The sequence below is a fragment of the Coprococcus sp. AM11-30B genome, assembly GCF_027674365.1.
In the GTDB taxonomy this organism is placed as follows: Bacteria; Bacillota; Clostridia; order Lachnospirales; family Lachnospiraceae; genus Allocoprococcus; species Allocoprococcus comes.
The window spans coordinates 33,875-60,583 of sequence record NZ_JAQDVB010000007.1 but is presented as its reverse complement, the minus strand read 5'-3'; the positions used below and the strand labels follow the sequence as shown (position 1 = coordinate 60,583).

The window sequence follows — 26,709 nt, the reverse complement described above, 5'->3', positions numbered from 1 at the left end:
AGTTACTCCTTTCCAGTCCCTGTCATTCCGTAATGTTCCAGGATTTCCCGTGTATAACTGCCATCTTTCTCATAAACGATCAGCGGCGGCTCCACGGTCATCCGCGATTTCGCGCCACGGATTCCCTCGATCAAAACCATGTTTGGCTCCTTATCCACATATGGATACACCAGGCGCATCCGCTTCGGCTCCAGCTTCGCCTCGCACATTGCCGTCAAGATCTCGGCAAGCCGGAACGGTCTGTGTACCATGTAAAATCTGCCTCCGGCTTTTAAAGTCCGCGCACTTTCCCGGATAATATCATCCAATGTACAAAGGACTTCATGCCTTGCGATCGCCTTGGCACTCTCCGGATTGGCAAGCCCATGCCCACCGATCATATACGGCGGATTCGTTGTGATCACATCCATGGAACCGTGTCCAAATATCTGTGACGCTTCTTTGATATCTCCCGTCACAATGTCGATCTGCTCCTCAAGCTGGTTGTGCCGGACGCTCCGGCGCGCCATATCTGCGCTCTCTTCCTGGATCTCCAGCCCTGTAAAATGCTTCCCTTTTGTCTTTGCGGCCAAAAGAATCGGGAGAATTCCCGTTCCTGTTCCAAGATCAAGAACGCATTCTCCCGCTTTTACTTTGGCAAAGGCACTTAAAAGCACTGCATCCATTCCGAAGCAGAACCGCCCCGGGCTCTGGATGATCTCATAGCCTTTTATCTGTAAATCATCGAGCCGTTCTCCCGGCTTAAGATTATTTGTCATCTAACTTTGACGCTCCTTCACCTTTCTCCAGAGCTGCAAGCTCTTTCATTTCCTGTTTGGAAAGTTTCACATCCTTTTTCCGGCGGCGCGGTTTGAACTTCAGGTCAGCTGCCGGATATTCACGGATTTCTTTCTCATCATTGTCCAGAGTTACAATAACCCTGACAAGCTGACGCAGTACGCTTAATGACTGTACTTCACCTTTCAGGCCTTCCGGAGTTGTCACTGACTCACCTACAGACGGAAGATTATTGTTGAGTTCCTCGTATGTCTCTTCCTCATTTGTCAGGCAACACATCAGTCTGCCACATACACCTGAAATCTTAGTCGGGTTCAGCGACAGATTCTGTTCTTTTGCCATCTTGATTGAAACCGGTGCAAACTCAGACAGATAGGTGTGGCAGCAAAGCTCTCGTCCACAGATCCCGATTCCTCCGCGGATCTTCGTCTCGTCTCTTACACCGATCTGGCGAAGTTCAATCCTGGTACGGAATACCGCTGCCAGATCCTTTACCAGTTCACGAAAATCAATTCTCCCGTCTGCGGTAAAGTAAAACAGCACTTTATTGTTGTCAAAGGTATATTCTGCATCGATCAGCTTCATCTCCAGCTCATGCTTGTGGATCTTTTCCAGACAAATCTGAAATGCTTCTTTTTCTTTTTTGCGATTCTTTTCTTCTACACGGCGGTCATCCTCTGTCGCCAGGCGGATTACTGTCTTAAGAGGCTGGGTGATCTCTTCATCCTTCACTTCCTTCGGTCCCATCACAACGTTACCGAATTCTACTCCTCTCGCAGTCTCTACAATTACCTGATCGCCACGCTTCACCTCAAATTTGCCCGGTGAGAAAAAATAGATCTTTCCTGCAGTCCGAAAACGGACTCCAATTACTTTTGTCATTCCCTAGTTCTCCTTTATTGTCAACAGAAGAAGTTCCATGACAAGATCAAAGTTGACATTGGCGCGCAGTCTCGCCTTTGCTTTCTCAAGTGCTTCCAGAATTGTCTCAATTCCTTCATAAGAGCTCTTTTTCGCACGCTCCCTGATACTGTCGATCTCTTCACCGAAAATCAGTCTGTCGATATTCATTGTTGCTTTATAGATCAGAACATCACGATACCAGATCATAAGGATGTCCAGATAATCTGTGATCTCAATCTTGTAAGCGGAAATCCGTTTCACAGCTTCCACCAGATCACCGAGTTCCATGGTATCGATATTCTTCAGCAGACGAACTGCCTCATCTTTAATTTCATTAAAATGCTCAGAGCCTGCCAGCATAGCAGCTTTTCCAATATTGCCCTGTGCAAATGCAGTACATACGTCTGCCTTGTAATCAGGAACCTGAAGCTGCTCCATCAGATACCTTTTCACAAGCTGATCCTTAATGTTACGGAGCTTCAGCATAACGCATCTTGAGCAGATCGTTGGGAGCAGACTGTTCGCATTCTCTGTAAGAAGCAGAATTATCGCATAAGCAGGTGGCTCTTCGATTGTCTTCAGCAGAGCATTCTGTGCCTGTACAGTCATCATATCTGCATCCGGCACAATGTAGATCTTGTATTTTCCATTATAAGGCTTCACCTGAATATCCCCATTGATCTGGACACGGATATCATCTACACTGATGCTGTTCGGCTTCTCATGCGTTACCCAGATAATATCCGGATGATTGCCGCTGACTGCCTGCTTGCACGAATGGCACTCATAGCACGGTTCTGTTCCGCCCTTTTCACACTGCAGAGTCTGTGCAAAAAGACTTGCAAGCATCTTCTTTCCAGATCCCTTCTCGCCGTTCAGAATATAAGCGTGTGATACTTTATCTTCTGTAACCGCGTTCTGTATATACTGAATGATCTCGCTATGTCCTACGACATCTTTAAATCCTGACATATTATCACCCTCTTCTTTCTTACTATTCCATTAGTATAACATAAATTTATGCAGATACCTAGAGCAAATTCCTGTGGTCTTTCTGAATTATTTCTGAAAATTCTGCGAATTTAGCTTTGCAGGTATGCTTTTCAATAATAAAAGATGACAACTTTTTCGATATGTTTTATAATAGACATAAATATATAAAGATTCTGTATCCAATGATGTAATCAGATTGCTCTATTGTTACGCAATTTATTCTTTTGATACTTACATCATACAATTTATGAATATAAATTTTTTAACCAGACAAACTTTATATAAGTTTCTTACACAGAAAGGGGATGAACTCATGCTGGAAGTAAAAAATCTTACATTCCAGGTGAATGAAAACGGAATAGAACGCAGCATTGTAGAAAATATCAGTTTTAACGTAGAAGACGGAGAAATGTTGGTGATCACCGGTCCGAACGGCGGTGGCAAATCCACACTTGCAAAAGTGCTAATGGGGATTGATCAGGCAAGTGCCGGACAGATCATCTTAGACGGAACCGATATCAGTGATTATGATATCAATCACAGGGCAGAAGCCGGAATCGGTTACGCATTCCAGCAGCCACCGCGCTTCAAAGGAATGACGGTAAGCAAGCTTTTATCACTTGCGGCTGGAGAAGATCTGACAAGAGATGTCTGTTGCAGACTTTTAAGTACCGTTGGACTTTGTGCCAACGAATACATTGAACGTGAAGTAGACGGAACCTTATCCGGCGGTGAAATGAAGCGTCTGGAAATTGCAACCGTTCTCGCAAAGCCGCACAAACTCTGTATTTTCGATGAACCGGAGGCCGGAATCGATCTCTGGAGTTTTTCTATGCTGATCGAACAGTTTGAAAAAATGCACAAAGAGAAAAAACAGAGTCTTATTCTTATTTCTCATCAGGAGAGAATCATCCAGATGGCTGACCGGATCATGGTGATCGAAGGCGGAAAGATCGCTTCGATCGGACAGACTGCGGATATCCTTCCACAATTATTAGGAAAGACAGCCGATTCTTACAGCTGTCTGAAATGTAGATAACAGGGGAGGAGCATACAATGACTTTATTGGATAAAATTACAGAAAAAGTATTAGCACAGATCGATGACACCGGTTTTACACAGTCCGGTGCATTCAATTTACGACATAATGGAATCGCTCTCTGCCACGGAGACAGTGAGCATATTAAAATCAAGAAAAAACAGGACAAGCCGGGAATCGATATTTTCATCGATGGAAAAACAGACGGCGAAGAAGTTCATATTCCGGTTGTTGTTGATGCAAGCGGAATGACGGACGTTGTTTACAATGATTTTTATGTAGCAGAAGGTGCAAATGTAACCATCGTTGCCGGATGTGGTATCCACAACAGCGGATGTAACGAAAGCCGCCATGATGGTATTCATACTTTCCATGTGGAAAAAAATGCAAATGTACGCTATGTAGAAAAGCATTATGGAGAGGGCGAAGGCACCGGAACCCGTGTACTCAATCCTGTTACCGAAATTTATCTTGGTGAAAATTCTGTATTTACACTGGATACTGCTCAGATCAAAGGAGTCGATTCTACGGTTCGTGAAAATAATGTACATCTGGAAGCCGGCTCCAAGCTTTATGTCATTGAAAAACTGATGACACATGGAAAACAGGAAGCTACTTCAAATATGATGGTGGAACTGCTCGGAGAAGGCAGCTCTGCGCAGATCGTATCCCGTTCGGTCGCAAAAGGCGAATCCAGACAGGTCTTCCATCCGAGGGCTGTCGGAAAGAACCGTTGCCATGCACATGTTCAGTGTGATTCTATTATCATGGATCATGCAGAAGTAAGTTCAATTCCTGAGATCAATGCGAAGCATGTGGATGCGGCTATTATCCACGAAGCTGCAATCGGAAGGATCAATGATGAACAGTTGATCAAGCTGCGGACTCTTGGAATGACGGAAGAGGAAGCAGAAGGGGTGATTATTGAGAACTTCTTGAATTAGAGTCATACGTGTAGTAGTAAAAGAGACGAAAAAGACAAAATTATCCTCTGGCTATGCTCAGTTGCACTAACCATTCCACCGAGCCTTTGAAAGCATCAATTGTGTCAGCAATGGCTTCCACAATTGATTAAGTCTCGGTTCCATAGTGCAAAATTCGCAGATCCAGAGGATAATTTTTGTCTTTTTCTGTGTCTTAACTCCACTACATTATAAAATCTTATTTAAGTTTCAAGAATTTCTCAATGCAGGATTCATCTGAACAGGTGGACCTGTCTCACTGGGGTGTTGAGATCGGTGTTATTTATGAATGGTTGAGTTTTGTATGGTTTATAGCTGACTCTGCTTTTTTAGTATTTTTTTACAGATTTTTTCGAGGATGTCTTCAAGGTCTGTGTTTTCGTAGCGTTCTGTGATTCCGGCGTGGGCGAGGTTTTCTTCGGAGAAATCTTTGGAATCGGCGAGAAAACGGCGGCACATTTCAGCGTATTTGGGTTCTTTCTGGGTTTTCTCACGGGCGAGGGCTCGGGTTAAGCGCTCTCCGTCTTCTACCTCGATGTAAAGTGGAACTACTTTTTCGTTTCCAAAATAGGTTTTCAATTTTTCATAGGATTCAAGAGTTCCGATCATGAGATAATCCTGATCTTTCTGTTCAAAATCGAACTGTCCGTCATCAGCGGTGAAATAGTGCCAGATACCATAAACTGTATTGTAAGCACGTTCTTCGATCAATCGACCTTCTGTTTTGAACTTATCAAGTTCAGTTTCGTCTGTAAAGAAATATTCTTCGCCTTCTTTTTCTCCCTCACGCCGTGGACGGGTTGTATAGATCGTTACATTTTTTAACTGTGGCATTCTTTTTCTCAGTTCTTTGTAGATTGTGTCTTTCCCCGTTGAACTTTTTCCCATCAGATAATATATTTTACTCATGTTTCCACACCTTTATCTTGCCTTCCGTCTGTATTCCTTCTATTTGGAGATTCTGTGTTTCATAATAACGAAGAAGTTCTACTGCTTCCCGGCTGATCCGCTCTCCGGGTACGATAACCGGGCTTCCCGGTGGGTAGAGATATGCGTATTCCAGAGAAATGTGTCCTTCACTTTCTTTCCACGGAATCTCTTCTGCTTCTCCGTCTTCTTCCCGGTCTGCTGCCTCCTGCGGTGTAAAATACTGCTCCAGTCTAGGAAGCTCTCCGGAAATCTCTATGCTTCCGGAAACGGCTGTTTTTGCTTCCAGCTGACCGTCTATTTCCAGTAACGCAGCTTTTAACCTGTCCAGTCCTTCCTGCGTATCTGCCACGGTCGTCATCGCAAGTACATAGGTTCCTCCGGTCATTTCCATTTCCAGATGATATTCTTTTCGCAGCCGTTCCGCAAGCTCCGGGCTTGTAATATTTGCATTTGCTGTGGAAATCACAACTTTGGAAATATCATAATGTTCTGTACGGAGAATCTGTAAATGCTGTAATGGTTCCAGCTCTTCTCTGAACTTTTGCAGCCTCTCTACATAAAGTTCAAATGCTTCCTCACATTTTCCATCCAGGAAATCTACACAGGCATCCAGGCTTGCCATGAAAATATACGACGGACTGCTGCTCTGCAGCATATCCAGATATTTCTTAATTCTTCTACAATTTGCAAATTTCCCATTGATATGCAGGATCGCTGTCTGGGTAAGGGACGGCAATGTCTTGTGCAGACTATTGATCACCACATCTGCTCCCAGATCATTTGCGCGCCCCGGAAATGCCGGATGAAATCCGAAATGAGGTCCATGTGCTTCATCTACGATCAGTGGAATCCTATACGAATGTGCCACTTCTGCAATTCCTTTCACATCCGATACCACGCCATCATAATTTGGAGATACGATCACAACGGCTTTGATATCCGGCTCTGCAGCAAGTGCTTTTGCCACATCTTCTTTGCTGATCTCCCCGTTCATATGCATGGAAATATCAAATTCCGGATACACATAGCGCGGTACAAGACCATTCATATAAATTGCATGGTAAATGGATTTGTGACAATGGCGTGCCACCAGAATCTTATCTCCCCGGTGCGTACATCCCATCACTGCACTTAAAATTCCGGCAGTACTTCCATTTACCAGAAAATGACTTTCCTCTGCCCCAAATACCCTTGCGGCTCTTTCCTGCTCCTCTTTTAAAATACCATCTGCGTGATGCAGATCATCGAAACCATCGATTTCCGTGATATCCAGATCGTATGGGAGTTCAATTCCAAGAAGTGCCTTGTTTCTCTTATGTCCTGGCATGTGAAATGCGTAAAAATCGCTCTCGGAATATGCTTTTAATTTATCGTATAGTCGTTCCATTTTAAACCTCTTTAAGTCTTTTAGAAACATCATATAATTTTTCTTCCGAAAACGCAAGAGGACGAAACGGTTCTCCCATTTCGTCCTTCCCATATATTCCGGCTTACACAGCCACAATCTCAAACACTTTCGCCTGGAAATCTCCCTTATCATTCACGCCCTTCTTCCATACACCGGACGCAGAATCGGACAGGATCATTCCGACTTGCATCAGCTCATCGCCATAGCAGTCATAATCATATCCGCTGACCTTATAACAGGTATCTTCTTTCAGCCCTTTCAGCTTCAGTCTCTTAAATCCAACATTGACCGGCTGCATTACCCGGTAATAACCGACCAGCGCCTTCTTCTGATCCTCCGATACGATCATCCATGCGGTCTCATTTCCCTCAAACGGACTCTTCAGTCGATAGAAAGTTCCTTTCTGGATCAGATCTCTCTTCTCCTTCATAAATGCGATCTGACGGCGGATTTCTGCCTTATCTTCCTCGCCAAGCTTTAAAAGGTCAAGCTCATATCCAAAAGTTCCGAAGTAAGCCACATCCGCTCTTGTCTCGATCGGTGTCACACGGTTTGTCTGATGGTTCGGTGAAGCTGATACATGGCTTCCCATGCAGCTTACCGGATAAACCATCGAAGTTCCATACTGGATTTTCAGACGTTCGATTGCGTCAGTATCATCCGAAGTCCATCCCTGCGGTGCGTAGTAAAGCATTCCCGGATCAAATCTTGCCCCACCACTTGCACAGGATTCAAACAATACATGCGGAAAACGGCTGGTCAGGCGCTCATACAGTTCATACACACCAAGGATATATTTGTGGCAGACCTTTCCCTGATACTCTCTGTCATTTCCATTGGAGAACACCTCTGAAAATGTACGGTTCATATCCCATTTGATATAAGATACCGGCACTTCTGCAAGAAGATTTTCCAGCATGTCCCCGATATATTCACGTACCTCTTTCTTAGAAAAATCCAGTACATACTGTGTCCGGCTGTGGCAGATCCGCTTGCCCTGTTCTGCAAGAAGCCAGTCCGGATGCGCCCTGTACAGATCACTGTCTTTGTTCGTCATCTCCGGTTCAATCCAGAGCCCGAATTTTAAACCTTTGGCATTGATCTTTTCTGCCAGCTCCTTTAACGTTCCTTTCAGCTTTTCCTCATTCGGATACCAGTCGCCAAGGGAAGAAGTACTGTCATCTCTCTTTCCAAACCATCCATCATCCAATACAAAAAGCTCCATTCCAAGATCTGCTGCCGCATCCGCAAGTCCCAGAAGCTTTGGCGCATCAAAATCAAAATAAAATGCTTCCCAGCTGTTGATCAGGATCGGGCGAACCTTATCTCTCCAGGTTCCCCTTGCCAGACGTGTGCGGTACAGCTTGTGAAAGGTCTGGCTCATTCCGTTAAGTCCGGCTTCCGAATATACCATTACCATCTCCGGTGTCTGGAAGGATTCGCCTTTTCCAAGTGTCCACTTAAATCCATTTGGATGGATTCCCATCAGCACACGGGCGGTATCATAATTGTCTACCTCTGTCTGTGCAAGAAAATTTCCGCTGTAAACCAGGCTGAAACCGTAGACCTGCCCCTGGAACTCGTCTGCATTTTCACGCGCAAGTGCAAGGAACGGATTGAACTGGTAGCTGCTGCATCCGCGCATACTGTAAATACTCTGGATACCGTAATCCAGCTTATGTCTTCTCACATGGCGCTCTCTCGCCCACACACCGGCAAGATCGATCATCTCATAATCCTTGTCCGGCAGATCCACACAGGCGCTCATTGCAGAAAGAAGTGTGATCTTTTCGTCAGAATCACATTCAAAACGTACACTTCTCGCGATCACCGGAAATGCTTCATAGATCGTATATAAAAGGACAATTCTTGTATTGATACTTGTATCCTCCAGAACCAGTTCCAGAGTCTGCGCCTCATCATCACTTTCTACATAAGTCGCCGGAAGTCCTTCAAGCTTTGGTTTGCCATTATAAATTTTATGCTCTTTATATACAAACTCGACTACATGGCTTCCATTCTCCCGCTCGATCTCATATGCCGGAAAACGCATATCTCCGCAGCCGAAAGTCGGATACTCCTGCTTGATATTCTCCAGTGAGAATGTAGAATTTCCCTCGAAAGCATACGGTGACATATCACGCATCGCATATTCAAAAAGATGTCCAAAATCCTCTCTGTGTGTCAGGCGTTTCCCATAGTAGAGCTGCCCCGGCTGGTCGTTGTCAAGGATCTTGATGATGTAGCTGATCTCCTGATTATAGAGATGGAATTCTCTTGTTTTTTCGTTGTAAATAATTGACATATTTCTTCACTTCCTCCTTTTTCTTTCATCCTCTCAGTTGTTGACCTTATAGACTTTTTCTTATGTCCGTGCTAAAATATTACTAGCTTAGGAGGAAAAAATATGACATCTCAGGAAAACCAACCAAGAAGTAAAAATTATGACTGTCTGTATGCCGTCGGTCATCAATCTACAGATTTATATTTAACTTATTGTGGATTTGAGAATTGTTCTCCAACCCATTCATTTGGTCCTGTATGGCGAAATGAGTACGTGATCCATTTCATTTCAGGTGGACATGGATATCTTCAAATCGAAGATACTGAATATGAGCTTAATGCAAATCAGGCTTTTCTTGTCCCTGCACAGGTAACGACTTACTACCATGCAGATCCGGATAATCCTTACCAATACACATGGATTGGTTTCGCTGGAAAAAAAGCTGCCCAGTATCTGGCTGGAACTCCGCTGAGCATAGAGCATCCTATTTGCAATCTGCCAATTCCAGTCTCTGAATTTTATATGATTATTCAGAAAATACTTCATGACAGAGAACATACACTTGCAAATGACATCAAGCGTACTGCTTATTTATACCAAATATTATCCATATTAACTTCAATAAGTCAATCTACAATAGATACTAATATGCCATCTGTCCATTCTCCTGAAGATTATGTCAACCTTGCCTTAAGTTTTATCAAGAAAAATTACGATCACATATGTGTCGCAGATATTGTAGACTATATCGGAATTACCCGTTCCTGGCTGTATACACTGTTTAAAAAAAAATTAAACACCTCTCCCCAGGAATATTTAATCTCTTATCGTCTCGAAAAATCTACACAATTACTGCGCGATACCAGTCTTTCTGTCGCAGATATCGCTGCCAGAATTGGTTATGTGGATACACTGACCTTTTCCAAAGCGTTTAAAAAGAATTTTTCTGTTACGCCCGCACAATATCGTAAATTATATTTTGAAAAAGGAGAGTTTTAAAATCATGTTAACACCGATTTATGAAGAATATCCGGATTACCACTGCTTATCCCATCTTAATCCACAAAGCAGTGATCTGTCTCTTTTTTCATGCGGAATTCAGAAGTGTCCACCCGGACATACATGGGACAAACCACGTCCGCAATACCATTTACATTTTATCATAGACGGAAAAGGTACCTTTCAGGCCAATGGAAAAACCTGGCGTCTCTCCCGGCGGCAGCTTTTTCTCTGCCCGCCTGATACACCAGTTTATTACAGTGCAGATTCTGAAGATCCATGGCACTATGCATGGGTCAGTGTTTACGGTCCCAAAGCATCTCTTTGGTTAAAACAGACCGGTTTCGATCAGGATACTCTGGTCCGGGACAGCTATATCCCTGTAGAACAATTTACAATCCTGATCCAGCAGTTACTGAATACCTGGAAACCAGCTCCCGGCAGTGAACTCAGACAGCTCAGCTTCCTGTTTCACCTGATGTCTTTGCTGATTTCTTCAAATACAGCAAAAAATACACTTTCTTCCGCGTCTAAAGCAGACACAAATGAAGCACTTTTTAATCAGGCACTCGAATTTATCTCAGACAATTATGACTGTAATATCCATGTGCAGGATATTTCCAATTATCTTGGAATTAGCCGTTCCCGCCTGTGTTCCTTATTCCAGTCACACCTGAATCAGTCGCCACAGAATTATCTGATTCTTTTTCGGATGCAAAAGGCACTGGAACTTCTTACTTCTACAAATTTTGAAATTCAGGACATTTCTCATCAGATCGGTTATCCTGATTCTCAGACATTTTCAAAAGCATTTCGCCGGGTCTACAACACCAGTCCCAGCGAATATCAAAAACTTCACAGCGGTAAATCCTTATAATTTACCGCCTGAAGTTGCAATTCCTTCAATAAACTGTCTCTGGAACAGCAAATAAAGCACAAGCATCGGAATACAAGCAATCAAAGATCCCGCCATCAATTCCGGATAGTTTGAAGAAAACTGTCCCTGTAATTTTGCAAGCCCTGCTGCAAGTGGCATAGACTGCTGATTGGTATTTGCGATCAATGGCCACATTAAGTCTTTATATCCGAATAATGCTGTGAAAATTCCAAGTGCTACCATGGATGATTTCGTCAGTGGCATCATAACATATAAAAATGTCTGACCAATATTACAGCCATCCAGTCTGGCAGCTTCCTCCAGATCTTTTGGCAGTCCCATGTATGCCTGTCTCATAAGGAAAGTACCAAATGCAGTTACAAGTCCTGGGAAAATCAATGAAAAAATTGTATTCAGCATTCCCAGCTTTGATACCATCAGGTACTGCGGAATAATAAAGATCTGAACTGGAACCATCATCTGGAAAAGTACCAGTGAAAAGCACAAATCTCTTCCTTTAAATTTTAATCGTCCGAACGCATATCCTGCAGTTGTTGCAGTAAGTACTGCACAAATAATTCTTCCAAAAATCATTAACAATGTATTGATATACAGTTTAATAAAATCCATTTTCCGTACAACATTTGCAAAAGCCTGTGTTCTCCACTGTGACGGGAAAATTATAAACGGATTCATCTGTGTTGCTTCTGATTTTGTTTTAAATGCAGTCAGGATCATCCATGCAAACGGAACCAGCATGATTACTGCACCTATAATCAAAAAGACATGTTTTATTAATTTATGCCAATTTCCTATCTTTTTCATTTTCTTCACCTACTCTAGTTATAATATACCCACTTCTTCTGTGCCTTCATCTGGAATACTGTTATCAACATAATAATGCAAAGAAGTAATACGATAATCGCAGATCCATATCCTTTGTTATTTTCCACAAATGCATATCTGTAGAACAGATATACCAATGATTGTGTCTTTGGAAGAGCCGGATTGTTCTTGCCAATCATCATAAAAATGGAATCAAATACCTGTAATGAAGCAATAACTCTTGTAATGACAACGAAAAACATTGTTGGTGAAATAAGCGGTAATGTAATCTTGAAAAACTGTGTTACTGCATTTGCACCATCAATTTCTGCCGCTTCATAATAATCTTTCGGAATTTCCTGAAGTCCTGCAAGGAACAGAACCATGTTATATCCGATAACACTCCAGATTCCAACAATTGCAAGTGAAATAAATGCTATTTTCGGATCTGATACCCAGTTGACTTTCGGAAGTCCTATGGCTTCTAACAGATGATTTAAAAGTCCAAATTCTGAGTTATATAACCATTTCCACACCATGGCAACCGCTGCCGGTGCACATACCATAGGCATGAAATAAATCATTCTGTAGACAGAACGTCCACGCATTTTCTGGTTCAACATAACTGCCAGTACAATTGCAATTATAATTGAAAAAGGTACTTCAACTATCGCATATTTTAATGTATTTAAAAGAGCCTGCCATACTGCTGTGTCGGCAAAAAGTCTCTTATAGTTTTCGAGTCCAACAAAAATATTTCCTCTTCCGAATGAACCTGTCTTAAAAAAGCTCTGGTAAATTGTCTGGAAGATTGGAATGATATTTAAGATCATAAGCCCTGCCATCGTTGGCAAGATAAATAGCCAGCCCCAAAGAAATTCCGAGCGTTCCCTGTTTGTCATTTTTTTCTTTGCTTTTTTTACCTTCATTTCTTACCATCCTTAGATTTCAAAAGGGGTACCCATTTCAGATACCCCATTAAAAATTTACTATTGTTCTTCTGCAAGGAATTTGTTCATTTCAACTGCAACGTCCTCGCAAACATCTTTCATAGGTTTTGCACCGCTGAATCCGTCTACCATCTTCTCTAACATCATCTGGAACCATACCTGTGTGTTCTTTGAACTCGGATATGCCTGTGCATCTTCTCTCATATCAAGATAAGCCTGCATATTGAATCCTGGCTGTGAATTTACCCAAGTATCTGAAGTTCCTTCATATGCTGACATTGTAACTCCAAGATTTGCCTGTTTTTCCTGAGCTTCTTTTGATCCAAGATATTCAATCAGCTTCCATGCACCTTCTGGATTTTCGCTGTTTGCAGATGCTGCCCAGCCAAGTCCATTGTAAATAGATTTTGTTCCTTCTGGTCCATTCGGAAGAGGAGCAATATCACAGTTTTCTTTTACATAATCATTTCCTGCAAGTTCCGGAATACTCCATGATCCCTGGAATGTCATTGCTACTGTTCCAGCTTCCATAAGTGCTGTTGAATCATTTTCTGAAAGTACAGTGTAATCTGGCATTGAACCATCTTTGATGATATTTTCAATCATTTCCATTGCTTCAATTGTCTTTGGTTCATCAAATCCTGATTTTTTCTTATCTGGTGTAAGAACCTCTCCACCGTATGCGTAAATTGTGCTGTACCATGATTCCTGATAGTTCGCCGGTGCTATAGCAACACCATACTGGCTTCCATCATCTTTAGTAAGTTTCTTAGCAACTTCACGGAAATCATCCCATGTCCAGTCTGCTGTTGGATAATCAATTCCTGCTTCATCAAACATGGTCTTGTTATACCATACTGCACAGGTATCTACATCCTTCGGTACTGCAAGCTGGTCTCCATCTGCATTCTGATAAATATTAACCAGTTCTTCCGGATAGTTTGATAAATCAATTTTATCGCTTTCTTTAATCTTATCGGAAAGATTCATAAGAATATCATCATATTCTGCATATGTACCGATCTGATCGGAATGCATCCAAAATACATCCGGCATAGATCCACCTGTTGCTGCTGCTTCAAGCATTGTCCAGTAATCTCTCCATGGAGTAATCTGGATATCTACATCAATTCCTGTCTCTGCTGTAAAATCATCCATGATTTCACGAAGTCCCGGTTCCTGGTTGCTGTCCCAGATTGCAACAACAAGGCTTTTTCCTGTATCCTGACTCTCTTCTTTTGTATCAGAGCTTTTGTCACTGCTTCCACTACCGCCGCATGCTGCTAACGACGCAGTCATCACTGCTACTAACATTACCGCACTAACTTTTTTCCAATTCATTTTCTTTCCTCCTCGCACATTGTTCTGAATAATTATTCATCTGTTTTATGCATATCTGAATTATATAGTATTCCCCTTCCTGTCGGAATGTCTTCATGTCTTCCGTATACTGCTTTTTGTCCTTGTTTTTTTCTATCAACCCCTTTTTCGCTACATTTTTACCTGTCAATAAGCATTTCGACTGTTTAATATGTGTAATTATATCGTTAAAAAACTATCTTTTCTTGTTATTTTGCATTATTTTATACAATTACCCGTTTTTTGTCTATAGATTCACAGCTGTCCATTTTTTTTGCAATGTACAGAAAATCTGTAATCCAGCTACGAATTGTTTTACACAAACAAATACATTTACTGGGTAATAAAAAGGAACGATGTCGTTTGGTATAATTCAAAAAACATCGTTCCTCTTGCTTGTTATTTCATTTTCCCGCAGCCTTTTTACTCTGCACTACTGTCCACTTTCCATCCAAGCGCCTTCTCTACCGTATCGATCAGTACCCGGCTTACTCTTTGTGAACCGTCCATCTGTACATAATAGTAGGTCGCACTGTCGTCCTTGCTTCCCACATAGAATGTAACTGTCTTTTCCTTATCATCATCCGACGTATCCTTGTAAGTCAGCTCCACCTTCGTCCGCTGATCTTCCGCAAGCCCGTAATTGCCAAGCGTCGCGTCCGTCACATGATAATCTGCACAATCTGTAAAATAGAATCCGGAAAGTGCTGTCATAATACTTGTGACAGTATCTTCCTGATCCTCATTGTCCGCTTCGTAGGTTTTTACCTCGTCACCCGGTTTTGTCACAGTCTCTTTTACAAAGTTATCAGATGTAACTGTTACAAAGCTGTCCTTTTCAGCAACATCTGCAAGCTGCCATACCATTTCCGAAATCAGATCTGTCGATACCGTGTACACTTTTTCTGTTCCATCTTCCATGAAATAATAATTTTCTCCGGAAGCATTCCCGATTAGAAATTTATGTGCCTCGCCATCCTTTCCGGTCAGCGTAAGATTATATTCCGGTGAATCAAATCCATAGTCTGAAAGGCCATCCGGATTCTTGATCTCTTTTACCGCCCGAATATCCGAAAATGCATCTTCCATATTTTGCATACTGCTCTCCGTCAGTGCGATCGTGGTGTCCGGCGCATACTCCCAGGTATCATCTTCTTTTACAAAGGACATTTCTTCCCCAGATGCTTCTTTATACTCGATCGACTCCAGCGAATCTGTCTCAAAAATATGCACCACTGCATTTTCTTTTTTCTTCTCTTCTGCCTCTGACTTAGATGTATTCCATTTTTTCAGCCCGAAAAATGTAATGAGCAGAACAAGCAGTACGAGCAGAAGGATTCCTATTGTCCTTGTTTTTTTCTCCATCTTTTTTCCTCCTGCCTCTTACGCTTTCCGTCTTCTCATCCAGATCACAACTCCAAGGATCAGAATTGCAAGCGGAATAATAAAGATCACAAGGATGCTGAATGCACCTGCATGCATCGGTGTGTTGGTCTCAGTCGAAAGACTCTTCGCTTCAATCGCAACATTGTTTACATTATCAAAATTCTCTGTCACTGAATTTACAAACAAAGTCAGGTTATCCAGTGTCGTCAGCTGATCTGTGATATCCGAGCTGATCATAGATGCAGAAGCAAGCACCGTAAGTCTTGCTGTCTTTGTGTCTGTATCCGTTGCATCACTCTTATCGTCTTCATCCTCGCTGTCCGAATCTGAAGAATCCGCAGAAATCGCATTGGTAGAAACGGCTCCCAGGATATACTGTCCCTGTGTCTGGTTATTTTCTGTCACTGCATATCCACTGTCTGATGTCTGCATAAATGGAGTAACCGTCAGATTATCATTATCCGTATCTGTTTTCTCCATACCAGGTGAATTCAGCAGAAGTACCATTTGATTGCTGATGCCGCTTCCCAGGTCACCACTCAGAGAAAGCTGTGGGAAGATTGCATAATAATTTCCCTGGTAGCATCTCTGGGTATCTGCAATATAACCGCTGACTTTTTTCAGTCCATAATCCGACATAATTCCGTCCAGATTTGGTGTGTCTGAAGTCGTATCTCCAAGGATCAGATAAACCTTTCCGCCGTCACTCAGATATTTCTCAATAATTGTCTTTTCATCATCTGTAATATCCGATGTCGGTGCATAGAGGAACAACAGGTCACAGTCATCCGGGATTTCCGGACTCATACTCAGGTTGATTTCTTCCGTCTCCAGATTATTCTTGGTAAGCAGATCACTTACCGAACTTGAAAATGTCGATTCTCCGTGACCACTGGTTCGGTAAATCTTGCTTGTTTCCTCGCTGGTTACATAATTGATCGCACTGGTAAGCTGTCCTTCTCCATCGAAAGAACTTTCACTGGCATTTCCGGTCGTATAATAAGAGTAATAATCGGACTGGATAATATCTGAAAATGAAATCGTTGTAGACTTTCCGGTTGCATCACAGGACACAACGATTACATTCCCATCGGTATTATATTTCTGAAGAATGGACGGATGCAGTACGCTGTCCACCCATTCCACTTTTACTTTGCCGGAAAGCGCCGCATATTTTTTCACAAAAGTCTTAATCCTGGTATCCACAGAATCCTGTTCTGCGATCACTTTCAGATCTACTTTTTTATCCAGCTTCTTCAGCATTTTTGTGGACACACTGCTGATATCGTACAGATTGTTGCTGCTGATATCAATATTTCTTACTTTTTCCGGAAGCTGTCCTGCCACCAGATTGATCACGATCGCGATTGCAATCACGATTACTGCAAGCCCTACGCTGTAAGTTCCGTTCCGGGAAGACTTGCTGCTGAACATTTTTTTGATTTTTTCCATGTCTTCTCCCTCCTAACTCCAACGTCTTTTCTGAATGGACTGCATGGTCAAGAAGATAAATACACCTGCCACACTCAGATACAGGATCAGCCCACTCACATCGAAAAGCTTGTTATATGCTACGTTGTCAAATACATCTGCAAGATACAGCTTCTTCATGATGTTGACCAAAATATTTTCAAATAATGAAGATTTTACAAAGCTTACGATCACAACCGCAACAACTCCGATCGCTTCGATAATTCCTGCGATCATCCAGTTTCCCGTCATCCGGTAAATGATCAGCGCCGCAATGGTAACGAATACCACAATACCGATCATGCCGCTTGTAGCTGATGTCGGGAAGAAATTGATCAGTCCTCCCCAGAGATAGATCAGAAGCAAAACGCCAAAGGTTGTTACTGCCGCAATGATCTGGCTTTCTGTGAGTGACGAAAGAAACATTCCGATTGCCAGATACACGCATCCGAGCAGGAAGAACATCAGGATCGACAGATAATCCACCTTCAGATACGCCGTTCCAAAGCTCTTAATGATAATTGGGAAAATGCAAAAAATCAGACACGGTACCGCAAATACCGTCACCATCGCAAGGTATTTCCCCATCACAATATCAAATAATTTTACCGGTGCGGCAAGCAGAAGCTGGTCTGTCTTGTTCTTCCGTTCCTCCGCAAAGGAACGCATGGTAAGCATCGGGATAATGATGATCAACACGTAGTTGATATTCATCAGAACATATGAAAAATAGGGATATCCCGAATTTAAGTTGTACGCCATAAAATAGATTCCCGTGAAGATCACAAGGAAGGCGATCAGGACATAGCCTGTCATTGATTGAAAATAGGATTTTAATTCTCGTTTATAAATTGCTGTCATTTTCGAGATCCTCCTTTTCATCCTCACTTGTCGGAACGGCATTTTCTTCCGGCTCTTCATCCATCTCAGTCAGCTCGTTCTCTTCTGCCTCTTCCTGCGCATTTTTCTTGCGCCGCTTTACCATCCAGCCTTTCTTTTCACCGTCCTTCATCGCTTTTGCTGCTGTAGGTGTGCTTCCCTGCGTCAGCTCCAGGAAGACATCCTCCAACGTCGTGCGGCTGTGATACAACATAAGTAACGGGCAGCCCTCCTGTGCAAATGCCATAAATACTGTTTCCCTGATATCTTTTCCATCCTTCGGGAACAGACTCGCTTTTACCGTTCCTTCTTCTTTTCCGTATTCCACGGATGCCTTCTGCACATTACCGATTGTGCCGATGACTTTCCGTACCGTATCTTCATTTCCCTTTGCCAGGATTTCCACAGTCTGCTGATTCGTCAGAAGCTTTTCCAGATTCTCCGGTGTATCACTTGCCACCAGTTTCCCTTTGGAAATAATCATAATATAATCACAGACTTCCTGGATCTCTGCCAGAATGTGCGAGCTCAGGATCACGGTATGCTCTTTTGCCAGCTCGCGGATCAGTTCACGGATTTCAATGATCTGCTTCGGATCCAGTCCGACCGTCGGTTCATCCAGAATGATGATCTCCGGGAATCCAAGGATTGCTTGCGCAAGTCCGACTCTCTGCTTATAACCTTTGGACAGGTTCTTGATCAGCCGGTCCTGTACATCCATGATCTTCACCATCAGCATGACCTTCTCAATCTGCTCTTGCCGTTCCTTTTTTGGGATCTTCTTCAATTCCGCTACGAACCTCAGGTATTCATTCACCTTCATATCCGTGTAAAGCGGTGGCATCTCAGGCAGATAACCAATACATTTTTTTGCTGCCTCCGGTTCCTCCAGTATATTGTGCCCGTTGATCAGCACTTCACCTTCTGTGGCGCCAAGATAGCCGGTCATAATATTCATCGTTGTGGACTTTCCGGCACCGTTCGGTCCCAGAAATCCATAGATCTGCCCGGTATCTACAGTAAAATTCAAATGATCTACAGCCAGATGTGAGCCGTATTTCTTTACAAGATTTTTTACCTCAATCAATGTTGTTCCTCCTGACTACAAAATTTCATGCTTTTCAATTATACGGATGATTTGTGAAACTTCTGGGGGCAATCTGTGTTCATTCTGTGTTTTTTCTTTAAAACTGTGAACTGCAAAAGTGTACCACCTGCCCGATAATAATAGAAATACCGATATCTGGAATCAGCTTTTCCACATATCGGTATTTTATATTTTTAAATCATTTTTTACCCAAAAAAGACTTTTTTATATACTGGGCAGATTTCACTTAACTCGCGATTATCCACACCAGTCAGGCAAGGAATTCTTCCAGAATTTCCCGGATTCTTGCCTCTTTTGTCGGCTCCAGCTTTTCGCCGGTATCTTCCTGCTTAAATCTGGAACCGGCTGTATCTTCCATCCGTGCTCCAGGCTGCTGCGTCCGCATTTCATCAGTCTGATTTGCTTTCGCCTGTCCCACTTTTGCTACTGTCTGCACGGTCTGCTGCATTTGTCCATCTTCTGTATACCGTTTTTCGTTCGCAGAAACCGCATTTACCGTAGCTGCGCTTGCTGGCACGGTTTCTTCTGAAAATGGTCTTTGCACCTGACCAGAATGCGCCGCTTCATTTTCCTCTGCATCCATTTTCTCCGGAATCTCATCCGCTCTCTGAACCGTAACCTGGATTTCTTTCTGATTGGTCTTCTCATAACGATGAGCATATGTATTTTCCAGAAAATCTACCATATAGGTTTTCGCTGCCTCCAGCTGATAGGCATCATCCGCAAGCATCCGGAGTAGAAAGAGCGCCAAAGCTCCCATACCGCCCAAAATACCATATCTGTAAAGTCCCTGTTTCCTCTCCCCCGCTGCATAAGCAAGCGCTGTTCCTGTGGCTCCAAAGATAAGGCAGAGCCAGATGCTCCCCTTCGCCCACTGCCTCCAGGTATGCAGCCTCACGCCAAGCACCCGGTATTCATACAAATATTTCTCTACAAATGCACCAACATTCTGTACTTTATCACTCACCATACACCCATGCTCAAATTTCGCCCTTACAAGCCGCATCAGCGGATGATTGCTTTTACTCATGTTACTTGCTGCTCTTACCAGCTTTTTCAGTGAAATCCCGGTAATCAGTCTTGCAATCGCGCCGATCCCGATCATCACTCCCGTCAGAAAAAATACCGTTTCTCTCACCACGAACATTTCCAACATAAAAAGAATCCTCCTTCTTAGATTTACCGTCATTATACCGTAAACCTCCGAATTTGGATTCCCTAATCGTTCGCCACAATCCGACATCCTGTCTGGAAAATGACGCTGCTTTTCTGTTTTACTTTGCTGCCTTACGCATTACATTCTTTCTACAAGACCTTTGACAAGCCCTACATAATGGGTGATTGCCATCTTCACAAACTCCGGATAATCCATCGTTGCACTGTTGTCAGCTTTGTCCGAAATTGCACGAATAATGACATACGAAACTTTATTCAGATATGCGGTCTGCGCCATTGCTGCGCCTTCCATCTCCGCACACTTTCCATCAAATGTCTTTACCAGATATTCCTTCTTTTCCTTGCCGGAAATAAACTGATCTCCGCTGAGCACTCTTCCGGTAAATGTCTGAATGTCCGGATTCACTTCTTTGTTTACTTCCACTGCCAGCTTCACAAGCTTCTCATCTGCCGGGAAAGAAAAAGTATCCATTCTCGGAATCTGTCCTACCGGATCGCCAAGCATACTTACATCCATGTCGTGCTGAACTGCATCTGTAGAAATCACGATATCCCCAATGTTGATATCTGCATCCAGAGAACCTGCCACACCTGTATTGATCAGCGTATCCACACCAAAACAGTCAATCAGAATCTGTGCACAGATTCCCATGTTGACTTTTCCGATACCACTTCTTACAACTACAACTTCCTTGCCACTCATAATACCTTTGACAAAAGTCATTCCGGCACGTTCCATCGTATCCTGAACTTCCATCGATTTCTTTAAGATTGCCACCTCTTCATCCATTGCTCCGATAATTCCTATCATTTGAAAATCCTCCGTTTTTCCTACATATTGTTTTTATCTATATCTATAGATTTCCCTTCAAAATTACAATAGCTATTATATCAGATTTCTTATAATATGCACTAGCATTTTCTTATAAGGCTGTGTTATAATCATTGAGGCAATTTGATAAGACACAATAATAGTATAAATATAAAGGAGGACTATACTCATGGAATTTACACCACACGGCGTCTGTTCTAAGAATATTCACTTAGAAGTAGATGAAGCTGGACGTATTCATAATGTTGAGTTCACAGGCGGATGTAACGGTAACTTACAGGGCATCGGACGCCTCGTTGAAGGAATGGATATTCACGAAGCAATTTCACGTATCGAAGGTATCAAATGCGGATACAAAGCAACATCCTGCCCGGATCAGCTTTCACTTGCTTTAAAAGAATATTTAAACAATAACCAGTAATCAAATAATTTTTTCGCAATTTTGCGTCAAAACAAGCAGGTCAGGAATTATCCCGACCTGCTTGTTTTGGTCTAATTCAGTTTAACATTAGTTAGGCTTCTTGCTTGCTCTGATGTTCCATACTCACATACTTCACGACCGGGTTGTATTATTTGGTCATATGCTTTCTGTCCAATCAGAAAATACGTTTATTAGTTGTGGTCTTTACAGTTCTGTTCGCCCTCTTGTCAGTCTGCAAGACCGGAGATGTTGAACTTTATCAACCTGCAATTCAGACAGGTGTTAAAAGGAATCTTCCCATCTCCCTCCCTCATATTGTTCCCTCGTCCTTACTTTCGCTAACTGCCGCACCGGTTGATAGTCGTATGAATATTTTATAAAAAATATTTTTGGTTTGGTGGTGCGGGGTAGGTTAGAGTGGGTAAGGGGTTGGGATGTTGTTGGTTTGTGTTTTTTAGATGTAAATGCCGTTGGTGAATGAATCGCTTACATCTGAATTTGCGTAATGTACACAGTACACTCGATAATAATATCCAGTTGGTACAGATAAAGTTTTACTTGTACCTACATAAACGGAATTATAATTTGTTTCAATCCATGAAGTATAATAACCCCATTTTCCATTTACATATCTTTCTACTGTTACATCCACTGTAATTTTGGAAACAACTTTCTGCCCTACCGTGTTTCCTCCTGCCGCAATCTTACCAGGTCCAGCTTTTGTAATTGTTGATGAGCCACTTTTTAAATACACGCCTCTACTCATCGATCCCACTGTTACCTCTGAAGAATCTTCATTGGTTAGATAAGAACCATCAACACATTCCGGTACATCTGATGCCTTTGCAACTCCTTGCGTACTGATAAACAATGTACAAACCATAATCATTGTCATAATCAGTGACAAAATTTTGCTTTTTTTCACCTTTCGCCTCCTCTCTACACTATATTAACAATCGAGAGAGAAAAAACTCACGCCATTTTTAGAAAAAAAATAAATTTTTTAAAATTTTTTTAAATTTCTCTTCTTTCATAGTTGTATTTAAAATATAAAAAACATCTTCATACTTAAACTGCGCAATGTTTTCCTCACTTCCATCTGATAATTCATACTGAATAATATCAATTTTATTCCCATCTACTTCTATTTGCTCTTCTTTAATTTTCTTATCTTCTACATCATACCCATGCGATTGTTCCTTATAATTGAAAACCATTTGATATTCTATTATAGTTTCTTCATTACTGTAAATTAAGCAAACTCTTTTCAACGATTCATCAATATCACTCTGTACCAACATCATTCCATCTGAATTTCTTTTTAATCTAACAACATCAACGCCAAACTTTTGTTTTATTTCTTCATATACTTTTGCTTCATCATGATCATCCGTTTTATTTTTATCCCCATCCTCTCTCTCCGTATCTACCTGTGTCATCTTCCTATCTCCGATAGTCTGCGTCCACAGTTTCCCAAAGAACGGCGTCCCACCAATACTCACCATACTCCACATCATAGCAAACACAGCCACGATCGCCACGATTCCATATGCCTTCCAGTGCCGTTTTCTCTTCTTAACTTTCTTCTTCCCGGCTTCCTTCTCGGTCTCTCCGTTCGTACCGTCGTCACTTGCTTTATTATCTGTTTCATGTTTCCCATGCTCAATTGGCACAACATTATCTATATAACTGTCACTTTCCACATCTTTCTTAAGACGATCCTTCGTATCTTCCCCGCCGCGAAGTGCCTGAACCTCTCGTCCGAGACGGATTGCCTCCTTGTCGGCATCTGACAGTTTTTCATATGCTTTCTGCTGTTCTTCATATTCTTGGATTTTACTCCACATCTTTTCATCCAGGTCTTCCGGAAAGGAAATGTCCTGCAGTGATTCGTCCGAGTCCACTTCTTCCATGATTTCCCCGGCTTCTTTTTCCAGTTCAGCTTTTAAAAGCTTATCCAGATTATCTTCATGTTTTTCCATTTTAAACCTCATTCTTTTGGATTTCTTTTCCCTTTAACTTGACCTTTTTCCTTCACCTGTTTAATATTATGATATCAGGGCAGTCTCTCTGCCTGTATCAACTGCGAATCTTAATTCGCACCATCAATGGGAGGATTTTTATTATGAAACGCATCATTCTGACCGGCGGAGGTACTGCCGGACATGTTACACCTAATATTGCACTGCTTCCCCGTCTTCGGGAACTGCAGTATGACATACATTACATCGGTTCTTACAACGGTATGGAAAAGCAGCTGGTTGAACAGCAGGGAATTCCATATCATGGTATCTCTTCCGGTAAGCTCCGCCGGTATTTCAGCCTTCAGAACTTTACGGATCCGTTCCGCGTCCTGAAAGGCTTCAGTGAAGCCAACCGCCTGATCAAGCAGTTAAAACCGGATGTAATTTTTTCAAAAGGTGGATTTGTAAGTGTTCCTGTTGTGATTGCCGGAAAGAAGAACCATGTTCCTGTTATCATTCACGAATCGGATATGACTCCGGGACTGGCTAATAAGCTTTCCATTCCTTCAGCTGCAAAAGTATGCTGTAACTTCCCGGAAACTTTAAGTTCTCTTCCTCAGGATAAAGCAGTCCTTACCGGATCCCCAATCCGTCAGGAGCTTTTCACCGGAGATAAAGAAAAAGCCCGCGCTTTCTGTGGTTTCAAGGAAGTAAAACCAGTTATCCTGATCGTCGGAGGAAGTCTTGGCGCAGTCGCAGTCAATAACGCAGTACGCAAGATTCTTCCTGAACTCTTAAAAGATTTCCAGGTTGTTCATCTCTGTGGTAAAGGCAAGATCGATGAAAAGCTCACCGGTCTGAACGGCTATGTTCAATTTGAATATATTCAGGATGAACTGAAAGATCTCTTCGCCCTTGCCGATGTTGTAATCTCAAGAGCAGGTGCAAATGCAATCTGCGAATTGCTTGCTCTTCGCAAACCAAATCTTCTGATTCCACTTTCAGCTAATGCAAGCCGTGGTGACCAGATTCTGAATGCCCGTTCTTTTGAACGTCAGGGATTCAGTATGGTTATGGAAGAAGAAGAGCTTACAGATGAAAAGCTTCTCGCAGCTGTCCACAAGCTTTATGATTCCCGTGAAGACTTCATAAATGCAATGAATCAGTCTTCTCAGCAGGATCCGATCAAGACAATTATCGGTCTGATCGAAGATGCTGCTTCCAAATAATTTTTTAACAACAGTTATTTACATTGTTCAAAAACAGGTGCCGGAACGACACCTGTTTTCTTTACATATCCATCGGTGCTATTTTGTGTAATCATCAGAATTGTAATGTATCTTTACCCATTTTCTTGCTCTGTACAGTACACCCGTCAGTGCTTGGATACTGATCCCCATAGATTCAGCCACATCTTTTTGTTTTCTCTCCAGACAGTAAACCATGGTAATTGCTTCGTACCAGTTTTCATTTTCTTCGTACAATGCATCCAGAATCGTCCATCCATAACCCACTTTTTCTTTTTGTAAAATTTTGTGAAATACATGCTCCTCTGCACTTTCCGCATATTCCTTCGAGTACAGATCCGAAAACAGCTCAATATCTGCCTTCGGACATTCTCTTGCCCGCTTCTTCATATAATTGATAGCTGTATTTTTCGTTGTTGTTACCAGCCATGCTGCCATGTATTCTTCATCCACTGTATCAAAGTGTGTATATAGTTTTAGAAAAACCTCCTGGAATATCTCTTCCGCTGACTCTTTGTGACTGCCAGAATAATCCATTGCTATCCGATAAACGTTGAACTTATTTTTATGGTACACGTTCTCGAATTCCTTTTTATTCTTATTCTGAAAACTCACTCCAGTACCTCACTATTTTATTTTTCTTTCAGTTTTTCCAGGATTTCATCCCGATCTTCATCTGTAAGTTTACCCGGTTTCCAGCCGAATCCGCTCTTGTCATTTTTATATCTCGGAATCAGATGCATATGGAAATGGAATACGGTCTGACCGGCCACTTCCCCGTTATTCTGTACGATATTATATCCGTCACATCCAAGTACATCTTTTAATCTTGTTGTGATCTTCTTTGCAAGCTTAAATGCTTTTCCTGCCAGTTCTTCATCAATAGAATAAATATCTGCCGCATGTTCTTTTGGCAGGATCAGTGCATGTCCCTTTGTCGCCGGTCCAAGATCCAGAATTACTCTGAAATCATCATCCTCATATATGGTTGCAGATGGAATTTCTCCATTTGCGATTTTACAAAAAATACAGTTCTCATCCCTCATGTTTTTTCCTTCTTTCTACATTTTCTTCGATTAATCTCGAATTTGTTTACGAACCAGACTTTCAATGATAAACTACAACTACTTTATATCATGGAAAGGATGGTCGTTACCATGCCATTTACTGCAAATGATTATGAAAAGTTACATCAGCTTATGAATTCCAGTCCGGAAATTCGTGAATTACTTCAGAAACTCCTGGATTCACAGCAATATACAATCAGCAAGATCAGTCATGAAGTTCGCAATCCACTGACGCTGATCTACAGTACCTTTCAGCTCATAGAGTCCAGTCACCCTGAAACCAGAGATTTCAGCCACTGGTCAGAGCTTCGCGAAGACATTGAATACACAATCTCTCTGCTGCAGGAGCTGTCTGCCTATAATAACAGTGAACATCTGCATCTGAGCACGTTTTCTGCACAGGACTTTTTGGGACAGATCTGCCTGTCCTTTGCCGCCTCCTGCGTAGATACCGACATTGAATTCTCTTCTCTGATAGCCCCTGATCTTCCATCTCTGACGGCCGACAGATTAAAGCTGCATGAAGCGATTCTCAACCTTTTAAGAAACGCCCGTGAAGCCATTTCGTCTGCCGGTTCAATCCGTCTGGAAGCAGTCCTCAAAGATCAAATGCTTCAGATTACCATATCTGATACCGGATGTGGAATCTCACCGGAATATCTCGACACGATTTTTGATCCTTTTGTCACTTACAAACCAAACGGCACCGGTCTTGGTCTTGCCATTGTCAACCGGACAATCACAGCTCACGCCGGAACAGTAACAGTTACTTCCTCCTGTGGAAAAGGCACTTCTTTTTTGCTTTTGTTACCAATTACATAATCATTTTTATTATAAAAAACACGTAATTGTT

The 26,709-nt window shown here is 42.2% G+C and carries 26 protein-coding genes; 7 read left to right on the top strand and 19 right to left on the bottom strand.

Features of this window, described 5'->3' with window-relative positions; genetic code table 11:
- Window positions 1–2: 2 nt before the first annotated feature.
- Genes PGU50_RS06180 through holB form a run of 3 tightly spaced genes read right to left on the bottom strand, consistent with a single transcriptional unit; the run spans window position 3 to window position 2,652 of the window.
- Entirely contained in the window at window positions 3–758 is a 756-nt protein-coding gene (locus PGU50_RS06180; protein ID WP_117558725.1) for a tRNA1(Val) (adenine(37)-N6)-methyltransferase, read from the bottom strand.
- Window positions 748–1,659 (bottom strand): PSP1 domain-containing protein, encoded by a 912-nt coding sequence (locus tag PGU50_RS06175; RefSeq protein WP_117558723.1) that lies wholly within the window; start codon window positions 1,657–1,659, stop codon window positions 748–750. Before PGU50_RS06175 ends, PGU50_RS06180 begins: the two co-directional genes overlap by 11 nt.
- A gap of 3 nt (window positions 1,660–1,662) precedes the next feature.
- Window positions 1,663–2,652 (bottom strand): DNA polymerase III subunit delta', encoded by a 990-nt coding sequence (gene holB / locus PGU50_RS06170; protein WP_117558721.1) that lies wholly within the window; start codon window positions 2,650–2,652, stop codon window positions 1,663–1,665.
- 334 nt (window positions 2,653–2,986) lie between these two features.
- Here holB and PGU50_RS06165 point away from each other — a divergent pair, with 334 nt between their 5' ends.
- Together PGU50_RS06165 and PGU50_RS06160 are read left to right on the top strand one after the other, a co-directional pair.
- Window positions 2,987–3,712, top strand: coding sequence for an ABC transporter ATP-binding protein (locus tag PGU50_RS06165; protein WP_022220430.1), 726 nt, complete (start codon window positions 2,987–2,989; stop codon window positions 3,710–3,712).
- Window positions 3,713–3,729: 17 nt separating this feature from the next.
- Window positions 3,730–4,656, top strand: coding sequence for a SufB/SufD family protein (locus PGU50_RS06160; RefSeq protein WP_270246450.1), 927 nt, complete (start codon window positions 3,730–3,732; stop codon window positions 4,654–4,656).
- A gap of 327 nt (window positions 4,657–4,983) precedes the next feature.
- Here the strand turns inward: PGU50_RS06160 and PGU50_RS06155 are convergent, their stop codons facing one another.
- The 3 genes from PGU50_RS06155 to PGU50_RS06145 form a co-directional block, all read right to left on the bottom strand.
- Complete coding sequence (locus PGU50_RS06155; protein WP_270246449.1) at window positions 4,984–5,583, bottom strand: guanylate kinase; 600 nt, start codon at window positions 5,581–5,583, stop codon at window positions 4,984–4,986.
- Window positions 5,576–6,991 carry an aminotransferase class I/II-fold pyridoxal phosphate-dependent enzyme gene (locus PGU50_RS06150; protein ID WP_270246448.1) on the bottom strand — a complete coding sequence of 472 codons (1,416 nt, stop codon included), beginning with the start codon at window positions 6,989–6,991 and terminating at the stop codon, window positions 5,576–5,578. The genes PGU50_RS06155 and PGU50_RS06150 overlap by 8 nt, the downstream gene beginning before the upstream one ends.
- Before the next feature lie 103 nt (window positions 6,992–7,094).
- The gene (locus PGU50_RS06145) at window positions 7,095–9,317 is read right to left on the bottom strand and encodes an alpha-galactosidase (protein WP_270246447.1); all 2,223 of its coding nucleotides are present in this window, start codon (window positions 9,315–9,317) and stop codon (window positions 7,095–7,097) included.
- Between the two features lie 102 nt (window positions 9,318–9,419).
- Here PGU50_RS06145 and PGU50_RS06140 point away from each other — a divergent pair, with 102 nt between their 5' ends.
- Window positions 9,420–10,295, top strand: coding sequence for an AraC family transcriptional regulator (locus tag PGU50_RS06140; RefSeq protein WP_270246446.1), 876 nt, complete (start codon window positions 9,420–9,422; stop codon window positions 10,293–10,295).
- A 4-nt stretch (window positions 10,296–10,299) separates the two neighbouring features.
- A complete protein-coding gene (locus PGU50_RS06135) occupies window positions 10,300–11,172 on the top strand; it encodes an AraC family transcriptional regulator (RefSeq protein WP_270246445.1) in 873 nt (290 codons plus the stop codon).
- Here PGU50_RS06135 and PGU50_RS06130 read toward each other — a convergent pair.
- The 9 genes from PGU50_RS06130 to PGU50_RS06090 all read right to left on the bottom strand — a co-directional run bounded on the left by PGU50_RS06130 (window position 11,167) and on the right by PGU50_RS06090 (window position 21,136).
- Window positions 11,167–11,997, bottom strand: coding sequence for a carbohydrate ABC transporter permease (locus PGU50_RS06130; protein WP_270246444.1), 831 nt, complete (start codon window positions 11,995–11,997; stop codon window positions 11,167–11,169). The two genes, PGU50_RS06135 and PGU50_RS06130, sit on opposite strands and share 6 nt — an antisense overlap.
- 14 nt (window positions 11,998–12,011) lie before the next feature.
- Window positions 12,012–12,926: a carbohydrate ABC transporter permease gene (locus PGU50_RS06125; protein WP_270246443.1), complete on the bottom strand. Its 915-nt coding sequence runs from the start codon at window positions 12,924–12,926 to the stop codon at window positions 12,012–12,014.
- Window positions 12,927–12,986: 60 nt separating this feature from the next.
- The gene (locus PGU50_RS06120) at window positions 12,987–14,288 is read right to left on the bottom strand and encodes an ABC transporter substrate-binding protein (RefSeq protein ID WP_173688807.1); all 1,302 of its coding nucleotides are present in this window, start codon (window positions 14,286–14,288) and stop codon (window positions 12,987–12,989) included.
- 441 nt (window positions 14,289–14,729) lie between these two features.
- Window positions 14,730–15,671 carry a DUF4340 domain-containing protein gene (locus PGU50_RS06115; protein ID WP_270246442.1) on the bottom strand — a complete coding sequence of 314 codons (942 nt, stop codon included), beginning with the start codon at window positions 15,669–15,671 and terminating at the stop codon, window positions 14,730–14,732.
- 18 nt (window positions 15,672–15,689) lie between these two features.
- Window positions 15,690–17,144, bottom strand: coding sequence for a Gldg family protein (locus tag PGU50_RS06110; RefSeq protein WP_270246441.1), 1,455 nt, complete (start codon window positions 17,142–17,144; stop codon window positions 15,690–15,692).
- A 12-nt stretch (window positions 17,145–17,156) separates the two neighbouring features.
- A complete protein-coding gene (locus PGU50_RS06105) occupies window positions 17,157–18,023 on the bottom strand; it encodes an ABC transporter permease (protein WP_270246440.1) in 867 nt (288 codons plus the stop codon).
- Window positions 18,007–19,128, bottom strand: coding sequence for an ABC transporter ATP-binding protein (locus tag PGU50_RS06100; protein WP_270246439.1), 1,122 nt, complete (start codon window positions 19,126–19,128; stop codon window positions 18,007–18,009). The genes PGU50_RS06105 and PGU50_RS06100 overlap by 17 nt, the downstream gene beginning before the upstream one ends.
- A 271-nt stretch (window positions 19,129–19,399) precedes the next feature.
- The gene (locus PGU50_RS06095) at window positions 19,400–20,305 is read right to left on the bottom strand and encodes a hypothetical protein (protein WP_270246438.1); all 906 of its coding nucleotides are present in this window, start codon (window positions 20,303–20,305) and stop codon (window positions 19,400–19,402) included.
- Between the two features lie 138 nt (window positions 20,306–20,443).
- Window positions 20,444–21,136, bottom strand: coding sequence for a 5'-methylthioadenosine/adenosylhomocysteine nucleosidase (locus PGU50_RS06090; protein ID WP_270246437.1), 693 nt, complete (start codon window positions 21,134–21,136; stop codon window positions 20,444–20,446).
- 190 nt (window positions 21,137–21,326) lie between these two features.
- On the opposite strand from PGU50_RS06090, the gene PGU50_RS06085 reads away from it, so the two are divergent.
- Entirely contained in the window at window positions 21,327–21,578 is a 252-nt protein-coding gene (locus tag PGU50_RS06085; protein WP_055261919.1) for a TIGR03905 family TSCPD domain-containing protein, read from the top strand.
- Window positions 21,579–22,032: 454 nt separating this feature from the next.
- Here PGU50_RS06085 and PGU50_RS06080 read toward each other — a convergent pair whose 3' ends face one another.
- Both PGU50_RS06080 and PGU50_RS06075 read right to left on the bottom strand, forming a co-directional pair.
- Window positions 22,033–22,503 (bottom strand): DUF6147 family protein, encoded by a 471-nt coding sequence (locus PGU50_RS06080; RefSeq protein WP_270246436.1) that lies wholly within the window; start codon window positions 22,501–22,503, stop codon window positions 22,033–22,035.
- Window positions 22,504–22,561: 58 nt separating this feature from the next.
- On the bottom strand, window positions 22,562–23,560 hold the full coding sequence (locus tag PGU50_RS06075; RefSeq protein ID WP_270246435.1) for a DUF4367 domain-containing protein: 999 nt from the start codon (window positions 23,558–23,560) through the stop codon (window positions 22,562–22,564).
- A 143-nt stretch (window positions 23,561–23,703) separates the two neighbouring features.
- Between PGU50_RS06075 and PGU50_RS06070 the strand changes: the two genes are divergently transcribed.
- Window positions 23,704–24,771 (top strand): undecaprenyldiphospho-muramoylpentapeptide beta-N-acetylglucosaminyltransferase, encoded by a 1,068-nt coding sequence (locus PGU50_RS06070; protein ID WP_270246434.1) that lies wholly within the window; start codon window positions 23,704–23,706, stop codon window positions 24,769–24,771.
- Window positions 24,772–24,849: 78 nt separating this feature from the next.
- On the opposite strand, the gene PGU50_RS06065 is transcribed toward PGU50_RS06070, so the two are convergent.
- Window positions 24,850–25,404: an RNA polymerase sigma factor gene (locus PGU50_RS06065; RefSeq protein WP_022220438.1), complete on the bottom strand. Its 555-nt coding sequence runs from the start codon at window positions 25,402–25,404 to the stop codon at window positions 24,850–24,852.
- Window positions 25,405–25,421: 17 nt separating this feature from the next.
- Window positions 25,422–25,835 carry an HIT family protein gene (locus PGU50_RS06060; RefSeq protein ID WP_008374196.1) on the bottom strand — a complete coding sequence of 138 codons (414 nt, stop codon included), beginning with the start codon at window positions 25,833–25,835 and terminating at the stop codon, window positions 25,422–25,424.
- Between the two features lie 111 nt (window positions 25,836–25,946).
- Between PGU50_RS06060 and PGU50_RS06055 the strand changes: the two genes are divergently transcribed.
- Entirely contained in the window at window positions 25,947–26,678 is a 732-nt protein-coding gene (locus PGU50_RS06055) for an ATP-binding protein (protein ID WP_270246433.1), read from the top strand.
- The last annotated feature ends 31 nt before the right edge of the window (window positions 26,679–26,709 follow it).

Excerpts from the sequence above, each read along its gene's own strand:
- PGU50_RS06135 (WP_270246445.1), top strand. The coding sequence starts at position 10,300 with ATGTTAACACCGATTTATGAAGAATATCCGGATTACCACTGCTTATCC.
- PGU50_RS06145 (WP_270246447.1), bottom strand. The coding sequence starts at position 9,317 with ATGTCAATTATTTACAACGAAAAAACAAGAGAATTCCATCTCTATAAT.
- PGU50_RS06090 (WP_270246437.1), bottom strand. The coding sequence starts at position 21,136 with ATGATAGGAATTATCGGAGCAATGGATGAAGAGGTGGCAATCTTAAAG.
- PGU50_RS06105 (WP_270246440.1), bottom strand. The coding sequence starts at position 18,023 with ATGACAGCAATTTATAAACGAGAATTAAAATCCTATTTTCAATCAATG.
- PGU50_RS06150 (WP_270246448.1), bottom strand. The coding sequence starts at position 6,991 with ATGGAACGACTATACGATAAATTAAAAGCATATTCCGAGAGCGATTTT.
- PGU50_RS06055 (WP_270246433.1), top strand. The coding sequence starts at position 25,947 with ATGCCATTTACTGCAAATGATTATGAAAAGTTACATCAGCTTATGAAT.
- PGU50_RS06085 (WP_055261919.1), top strand. The coding sequence starts at position 21,327 with ATGGAATTTACACCACACGGCGTCTGTTCTAAGAATATTCACTTAGAA.
- PGU50_RS06180 (WP_117558725.1), bottom strand. The coding sequence starts at position 758 with ATGACAAATAATCTTAAGCCGGGAGAACGGCTCGATGATTTACAGATA.
- PGU50_RS06095 (WP_270246438.1), bottom strand. The coding sequence starts at position 20,305 with ATGTTGGAAATGTTCGTGGTGAGAGAAACGGTATTTTTTCTGACGGGA.
- PGU50_RS06165 (WP_022220430.1), top strand. The coding sequence starts at position 2,987 with ATGCTGGAAGTAAAAAATCTTACATTCCAGGTGAATGAAAACGGAATA.
- PGU50_RS06060 (WP_008374196.1), bottom strand. The coding sequence starts at position 25,835 with ATGAGGGATGAGAACTGTATTTTTTGTAAAATCGCAAATGGAGAAATT.
- PGU50_RS06075 (WP_270246435.1), bottom strand. The coding sequence starts at position 23,560 with ATGGAAAAACATGAAGATAATCTGGATAAGCTTTTAAAAGCTGAACTG.
- PGU50_RS06175 (WP_117558723.1), bottom strand. The coding sequence starts at position 1,659 with ATGACAAAAGTAATTGGAGTCCGTTTTCGGACTGCAGGAAAGATCTAT.
- holB (WP_117558721.1), bottom strand. The coding sequence starts at position 2,652 with ATGTCAGGATTTAAAGATGTCGTAGGACATAGCGAGATCATTCAGTAT.
- PGU50_RS06140 (WP_270246446.1), top strand. The coding sequence starts at position 9,420 with ATGACATCTCAGGAAAACCAACCAAGAAGTAAAAATTATGACTGTCTG.
- PGU50_RS06125 (WP_270246443.1), bottom strand. The coding sequence starts at position 12,926 with ATGAAGGTAAAAAAAGCAAAGAAAAAAATGACAAACAGGGAACGCTCG.
- PGU50_RS06120 (WP_173688807.1), bottom strand. The coding sequence starts at position 14,288 with ATGAATTGGAAAAAAGTTAGTGCGGTAATGTTAGTAGCAGTGATGACT.
- PGU50_RS06115 (WP_270246442.1), bottom strand. The coding sequence starts at position 15,671 with ATGGAGAAAAAAACAAGGACAATAGGAATCCTTCTGCTCGTACTGCTT.
- PGU50_RS06155 (WP_270246449.1), bottom strand. The coding sequence starts at position 5,583 with ATGAGTAAAATATATTATCTGATGGGAAAAAGTTCAACGGGGAAAGAC.
- PGU50_RS06070 (WP_270246434.1), top strand. The coding sequence starts at position 23,704 with ATGAAACGCATCATTCTGACCGGCGGAGGTACTGCCGGACATGTTACA.
- PGU50_RS06130 (WP_270246444.1), bottom strand. The coding sequence starts at position 11,997 with ATGAAAAAGATAGGAAATTGGCATAAATTAATAAAACATGTCTTTTTG.
- PGU50_RS06160 (WP_270246450.1), top strand. The coding sequence starts at position 3,730 with ATGACTTTATTGGATAAAATTACAGAAAAAGTATTAGCACAGATCGAT.
- PGU50_RS06110 (WP_270246441.1), bottom strand. The coding sequence starts at position 17,144 with ATGGAAAAAATCAAAAAAATGTTCAGCAGCAAGTCTTCCCGGAACGGA.